Source organism: Streptomyces macrosporus, from assembly GCF_039533145.1.
GTDB classification, from domain to species: Bacteria; Actinomycetota; Actinomycetes; order Streptomycetales; family Streptomycetaceae; genus Streptomyces; species Streptomyces macrosporus.
Genome location: NZ_BAAASZ010000008.1, coordinates 44,942 through 50,942, shown reverse-complemented (window position 1 = coordinate 50,942; position 6,001 = coordinate 44,942). Strand labels below are relative to the sequence as shown.

Here is a 6,001-nt window from a genome sequence, read left to right as displayed (position 1 = left end):
CCGGTGGGGTCCTCTGTGGGGCGGGGCGGGGAATCCGCCGCGCTCACTGGGCGAAGTCGGCGCGCAGGGACTCCTGCACGCCGGTGGTGGTGATGCCGCTCGCCGTTCCCTTGAACAGCAGGTTGTTCAGGCTGCTGTAGGTGAAGAGGTCGGCCTTCCCGTCCCGGTCGGCGTCGCGCAGGCGCACCCACCAGCCGAAGTAGGTGTCGGCGCCCATCGTGCCCGGCACTCCGCTGGTGGCGAGGGTGAACGCCTGGGACCCGGCGCCGGTCAGGCCGGACGAGCCGCCGCGCAGGATGTGCACCATGCCGGCGTCGACGCGGCCGTCGACGTCCTCCTCGTTGGCACCGATCGCCAGGTCCGGATAGCCGTCGCCGTCGACGTCGCCGGCGGAGACGTCGACCCCGAAGGCGTCGCCGTTCTCGGACGCGCCGCTGACGCCGGCGGTGTCCTGGGTGAGCCGGTAGGTGGTGCCGGGGCCGGTGGAGCCGCCGCGCCAGACGGTCACGGCACCTTTGACGCCGCTGTGGTACGGGTCCTCGATCGCGATGTCGCCGTAGCCGTTCCCGTCGAAGTCGGCGATGACGCCCTCGGCGCTCCAGTTGGCGCGCGAGGTGTTGTGGTGCAGGAGCTTGCCGCGGGTGATGGTGGAGCCGCCGCGCAGGAAGAGGGCCGAGGACGTCTGCTTGTCGTTCGCGTACCCCTGGCCGAGGACGACGAGGTCGGTGGCCTTGTCGTTGGTCACCCTGCCCGCGACGAGGGAGACCGGCTCCAGGACGGTTCCGACCGCGGGCACGTGGCGGGTGACGGAGCCGGTGGTGCCGGACCTGGAGAAGCCGCCCCGGTGGACGGACGTGGCCAGGACGTCGACGGCGGCGAGGTCGGCCTTGCCGTCGCCGGTGAAGTCGCCGGTGGCCACGTCGCGGCCGAAGTTGCGGTACTCGCCCGGGGCCTTGTTGGGCACGGCGGTGCCGCCGCTCAGCCCGGAGGCCGAGCCCCACAGGATGGTGACGCCGCCCTGGTTCTCGCGGCCGTTCACGTCCTCCCACGGACTGCCGACGACCAGGTCCGCGTACCCGTCGGAGTCGAGGTCGGCGTGGGCGAGCGACGCGCCGAAGTTGTCGCCGTCCTCGTCCGCGCCCGGCACCCCGGCGGAGCCCTGGTGGATGTACTGGACCTTGGTGCCCGGTCCGGTGGCGGTGCCGTAGGTCACCTGGACGGCGCCGCCGGGCCTTCCGTTCATGCTGTCGTCCTGCCGCGCGTAGTCGCGGTGGCCGTCGCCGTTGAAGTCGTCGGCGTGGCGGGCGGCGGCGGCGCTCGCCGGAGCGGCGACCGCCGTCGGCAGGCCGCCGGCGAGGGCGGCGGCGACGGTGCCGGCCACGGCGGTGGCCAGGGCGGTGCGGAGGTGTGGGCGCAAGCGGGACTCTCCTGCGGCACGGGGACGCGCGGCGGCGCCCGGGGATCACGGGGTGCGGACCACCCGTGTCGGCCGGGAGGCGTCCCGCGGGGCACGGAGCGGTGGCGCACGGAAGACCCTCGTCGACCACGAATGGTTGTAGGGGGAACGACACCGCTTCCGGTGCCCGCCGCCGGACGCGGACGCGGACCGGCCCCGCGGCCGGGCGGTGTGCGCCCGGCCGCGGGGCCGGGCGGTGTGCGCCCGGCCGCGGGGCCGGTCTCCGTCCGACGGGACGGGGCTCAGTCCAGGGTCGGCTTGAGGCCCAGCGGGGCGGCGATCTCCGCCGCCATCACCGCGCCCGCCTCCCGCTCCAGCTCGGAGTCGTCGGCCGCGGCTTCGCTGTCGGTGTCCAGGCCGTCCAGCTCGTCCAGCGGGGTGTCCAGCCGGACGTGCGCCACCAGCGACTGGAGGGCGCGCAGGGCCGCCGAGGCCGTGGGACCCCAGTTGGACAGGTAGGAGAACTGCCACCACCACAGCGCCTCGCTGACCCGGCCCTCCCGGTAGTGGGCCATGCCGTGCCGCAGGTCCGTGATCACGTCGGCCAGGTCGTCGGAGATGCGGCAGGCCACGGGGGCGCTGCGCGCGTACGGGTCGAAGACCTCCGAGTAGACGTCCACCGGGTCCAGCAGCCGCGCGAGCCGCAGGCGCAGGTCGTCGACGTCCGGCTCGGGCCCGGTGTCCGGCTCGTACCGCTCCTCCGGGACGATGTCCTCGTGCGCGCCGAGGCGTCCGCCCGCGAGGAGGAGCTGGGAGACCTCGAGCAGGAGGTAGGGGACGGCGCTGTCGGGTTCGTCCCCCTTCGCCACCTCGTTCACCGCGACGATGAAGCTCTCGATCTGGTCCGCGATCTGTACCGCGAAGTCGTCCGGATCCTGATTCGGGTTTCTCGTTTCCAGCGTGGCGTCAGACATCGAGCAGTCTTCTCCCCTCGAAGGCACGTCCCAGCGTGACCTCGTCGGCGTACTCCAGATCTCCTCCGACGGGAAGGCCGCTGGCCAGGCGCGTCACGCGCAGGTCCATGGAGGACACCATGCGCGCGAGGTACGTGGCCGTCGCCTCCCCTTCGAGGTTGGGGTCCGTGGCCAGGATCAGCTCGGTGACGGTGCCGTCGGCGAGCCGGGCCAGCAGTTCCCTTATCCGCAGATCGTCCGGACCCACTCCCTCGATCGGGCTGATCGCCCCGCCGAGCACGTGGTAGCGCCCGCGGAACTCACGCGTCCGCTCGATCGCGACGACGTCCTTGGGCTCCTCCACGACGCAGATGACCGACGGATCGCGGCGCGGGTCGAGACAGACCCTGCACCGCTCGGCCTCCGCGACGTTCCCGCAGACCTCGCAGAACCGGACTTTCTCCTTCACCTCGGTCAGCGCGTGGGCGAGCCGACGGACGTCGGCCGGTTCCGCCTGGAGGATGTGGAAGGCGATCCGCTGCGCGCTCTTGGGACCGACGCCGGGCAGCCTGCCCAGCTCGTCGATCAGGTCCTGAACCACGCCTTCGTACACGGTCGCCTACTCCACTCTCACCGTTCTCGCTGTTGTCGCCCTCCGCGGTCCCCCGCGCCGACCGTACGCTCGTTTCCGGTTTCGCCGGCGACATGCTCGCCGGTTCCGGAGCAGCCGAGCAGGTCAGAAGGGCATTCCGGGCATACCGCCCAGCCCCTGAGCGAGGGGGCCGAGCTTCTGCTGCTGGAGCCGCTGCGCGGCCCCGTTCGCGTCGCGCACGGCGGCGAGCACCAGGTCCGCGAGGGTCTCGGTGTCCTCCGGGTCCACCGCCTTGGGGTCGATGACGAGCCCCTGGAGCTCTCCGGCCCCGGACACCGTGGCCTTCACCAGACCACCGCCCGCGGAGCCCTCGACGACCGCTTCGGCCAGCTCCTGCTGGGCCGCGGCGAGGTCCTGCTGCATCTTCTGGGCCTGCTGAAGCAGCTGCTGCATGTTGGGCTGGCCACCACCGGGAATCACGGCTTCGCTCCTGGCTCGTCGACGACGTGTGCGTACGTGTACGTGCCTTCCGTACTCCGTACCCCCTGAGCCTACGCGCTCCCCGGGCGTCTTGACCGTGCTGTGCCGCCGGTCGACCCGTTCCGTCGGCCGGCTCCCGACCGGCCGTGACGGCGGCTTCGGCGGCGATCACTCGTGGTAGAGCTCCTCCAGCACCGTCGCGCCCAGCTCCCGCACGATCAGGTCGTGACCGGACAGGGCCGCGTCGTCCAGATCCGGGTCGTCCTCGGCGGGCATGTCGTCCTCCGGCGCCACGGGCGGCGGAGGCGGCGGCGCCTGCTCGGGCCGCGCCGCCTGCCGGGGGGCCTGCGCCGGCTGGGACGGCCGCGGGGCCGCGGGCGGCTGCGCCTGGAGGGCGGCGGGCGGCGGGGGAGCCGCCTGCTGCGCGGGCGCGGACGGCGGACGGGCGGCGGCCATGGCCTGCGGGGCCGGGGGCGCCGCGCCGCCGGAGGGGTCGACGACGGCCTCGATCCGCCACTGGACGCCGAAGGCGTCGGCCAGCGCGGCCCGCAGCACGTCCTCGCTGCCGCCGTTGACGAAGCTGTCGCGCGCGCCCGGATTGGAGAAGCCGAGCTGGAGCGTGGTGCCGTCGAACCCGGCGACGTGGGCGTTCTGGCTCAGCAGGATCCAGGTGAACCGGCGACGGCTCTTGACGGCCTCCAGGACGTCCGGCCACATCTGCCGCACCTGCGCGGCCCCCTGCCCGCCGCCCCCCTGGGGCGCTGGCTGCGCGGGCGCCGGGGCGGAACCCACCGGGGCGGACGCCGGGGCCTCGGGCTGCCGGCCGCCCCCGGCGGGCGCGGCCGTGGGCCAGGCACCGGGACGCCGGCCGCCGCCGGCCTCCCCGCCGCCGGGCTGCCCGGACTGGCCGGGCCACGCGCCGGGACGGGACGCGGGGGCACCCGACGCGCCCGCACCCGCACCACCGGAGGCGGGCGCGGGCCAGGCGCCGGGGCGCCGACCGGGGTCGGACTGCTGTGCCGGCTGCTCCGGAGCCGCGGGAGGAGCCGCGGGCGCGGGAGCGGGAGCCGCGGGCGCGGGAGCGGGGACGGGCCCCGCCGGGGCCGGGGCCGCGGGAGGAGCGGCCGCGGGCGCGGGAGCCGCCGGAGCGGCGCCCACCGGAGCGGCGCCGAGCCCGCCCGCCAGGCTGACGCCCCGCTCCAGCCGGTCCAGCCGGGCCTGGAGCGAGCGCTCGTCGCCGTACGCCGCGGGCAGCAGCACCCGGGCGCAGATCAGTTCCAGTTGCAGCCGCGGCGAGGTCGCGCCGCGCATGGCCGTCAGGCCCTCGTTGACGATGTCCGCCGCCCGGCTCAGCTCGGCCGGACCGAAGACCGACGCCTGGGCCGCCATCTTCTCCACCACGTCGGCGGGGGCGTCGATCAGGCCCTTCTCCGCCGCGTCCGGCACGGCCGCCAGGATCACCAGATCCCGCAGCCTCTCCAGCAGGTCGGCGACGAACCGCCGCGGGTCGTGCCCGCCCTCGATCACCCGGTCGACCACCTCGAAGGCCGCCGCCCCGTCGCCCGCCGCGAAGGCGTCCACCACGTCGTCGAGCAGCGCGGCGTCGGTGTAGCCCAGCAGCGCCGTGGCCATGGCGTACGTCACACCGTCCGCGCCCGCGCCCGCCAGGAGCTGGTCCATCACGGACATCGAGTCACGCACGGACCCGGCGCCGGCGCGGACGACCAGCGGCAGCACCCCGTCCTCCACGGGGATCGCCTCGCGCTCGCACACCTCGGCCAGGTAGTCGCGCAGGGTGCCCGGCGGCACCAGGCGGAACGGGTAGTGGTGGGTGCGCGACCGGATCGTGCCGATGACCTTCTCCGGCTCGGTGGTCGCGAAGATGAACTTCAGGTGCTCCGGCGGCTCCTCGACCACCTTCAGCAGGGCGTTGAAGCCCGCCGAGGTGACCATGTGCGCCTCGTCGATGATGTAGATCTTGTAGCGACTGGAGGCGGGGCCGAAGAACGCCTTCTCGCGCAGGTCGCGGGCGTCGTCCACACCACCGTGCGACGCGGCGTCGATCTCGATGACGTCGATCGAGCCCGGCCCGTTGCGGGCCAGGTCCCGGCAGGATCGGCACTCGCCGCACGGCTCCGGCGTCGGGCCCTTCTCGCAGTTCAGGCAGCGGGCGAGGATGCGCGCGCTGGTCGTCTTGCCGCAGCCGCGCGGCCCGCTGAACAGGTACGCGTGGTTGACCCGGTTGTTGCGGAGCGCCTGCTGGAGTGGGTCGGTGACGTGCTCCTGCCCGATGACCTCCGCGAAGGTCTCGGGTCGGTAGCGGCGGTACAGCGCGAGGGACGACACGTCTACGACGATATCGGCCCCCACCGACAACCGTGCCCGGGAAACCAGGCGCCCCTCACGCACCCGCCAGAGCCCACCTACCCTTGCTGCCTTCCGGCCCTGGGGGGGTTCAGTGAGATGGCGCCACGTGAGGGGCTGCGCCCAGCCTACCGGATGTCGGAGGCGACCGACGCCGTGGGAGGCCACGGGGAACGGGTTCGCTTCCACTCCCCCGCGTCTTGTATTGTTTGCGGC

At 74.2% G+C, this 6,001-nt stretch carries 5 protein-coding genes and 1 other RNA gene; all 6 read right to left on the bottom strand.

Annotated features, from left to right (window positions below; all coding sequences use genetic code 11):
- Positions 1-43 precede the first annotated feature (43 nt).
- Positions 44-1,417, bottom strand: coding sequence for an FG-GAP-like repeat-containing protein (locus tag ABD335_RS05355; protein ID WP_344320909.1), 1,374 nt, complete (start codon positions 1,415-1,417; stop codon positions 44-46).
- Between the two features lie 281 nt (positions 1,418-1,698).
- On the bottom strand, positions 1,699-2,370 hold the full coding sequence (locus ABD335_RS05350; protein WP_344320908.1) for a DUF5063 domain-containing protein: 672 nt from the start codon (positions 2,368-2,370) through the stop codon (positions 1,699-1,701).
- Complete coding sequence (gene recR / locus ABD335_RS05345) at positions 2,363-2,962, bottom strand: recombination mediator RecR (RefSeq protein ID WP_344320907.1); 600 nt, start codon at positions 2,960-2,962, stop codon at positions 2,363-2,365. The genes ABD335_RS05350 and recR overlap by 8 nt, the downstream gene beginning before the upstream one ends.
- Positions 2,963-3,085: 123 nt before the next feature.
- On the bottom strand, positions 3,086-3,421 hold the full coding sequence (locus tag ABD335_RS05340) for a YbaB/EbfC family nucleoid-associated protein (protein WP_344320906.1): 336 nt from the start codon (positions 3,419-3,421) through the stop codon (positions 3,086-3,088).
- Between the two features lie 168 nt (positions 3,422-3,589).
- A complete protein-coding gene (locus ABD335_RS05335) occupies positions 3,590-5,767 on the bottom strand; it encodes a DNA polymerase III subunit gamma and tau (RefSeq protein WP_344320905.1) in 2,178 nt (725 codons plus the stop codon).
- 43 nt (positions 5,768-5,810) lie between these two features.
- Positions 5,811-5,907, bottom strand: an RNA gene (gene ffs / locus ABD335_RS05330) — signal recognition particle sRNA small type.
- Positions 5,908-6,001: the final 94 nt, after the last annotated feature.

What these genes read in the sequence shown, in the direction of transcription:
- ABD335_RS05350 (WP_344320908.1), bottom strand. Translation starts at nt 2,370, where the DNA reads ATGTCTGACGCCACGCTGGAAACGAGAAACCCGAATCAGGATCCGGAC.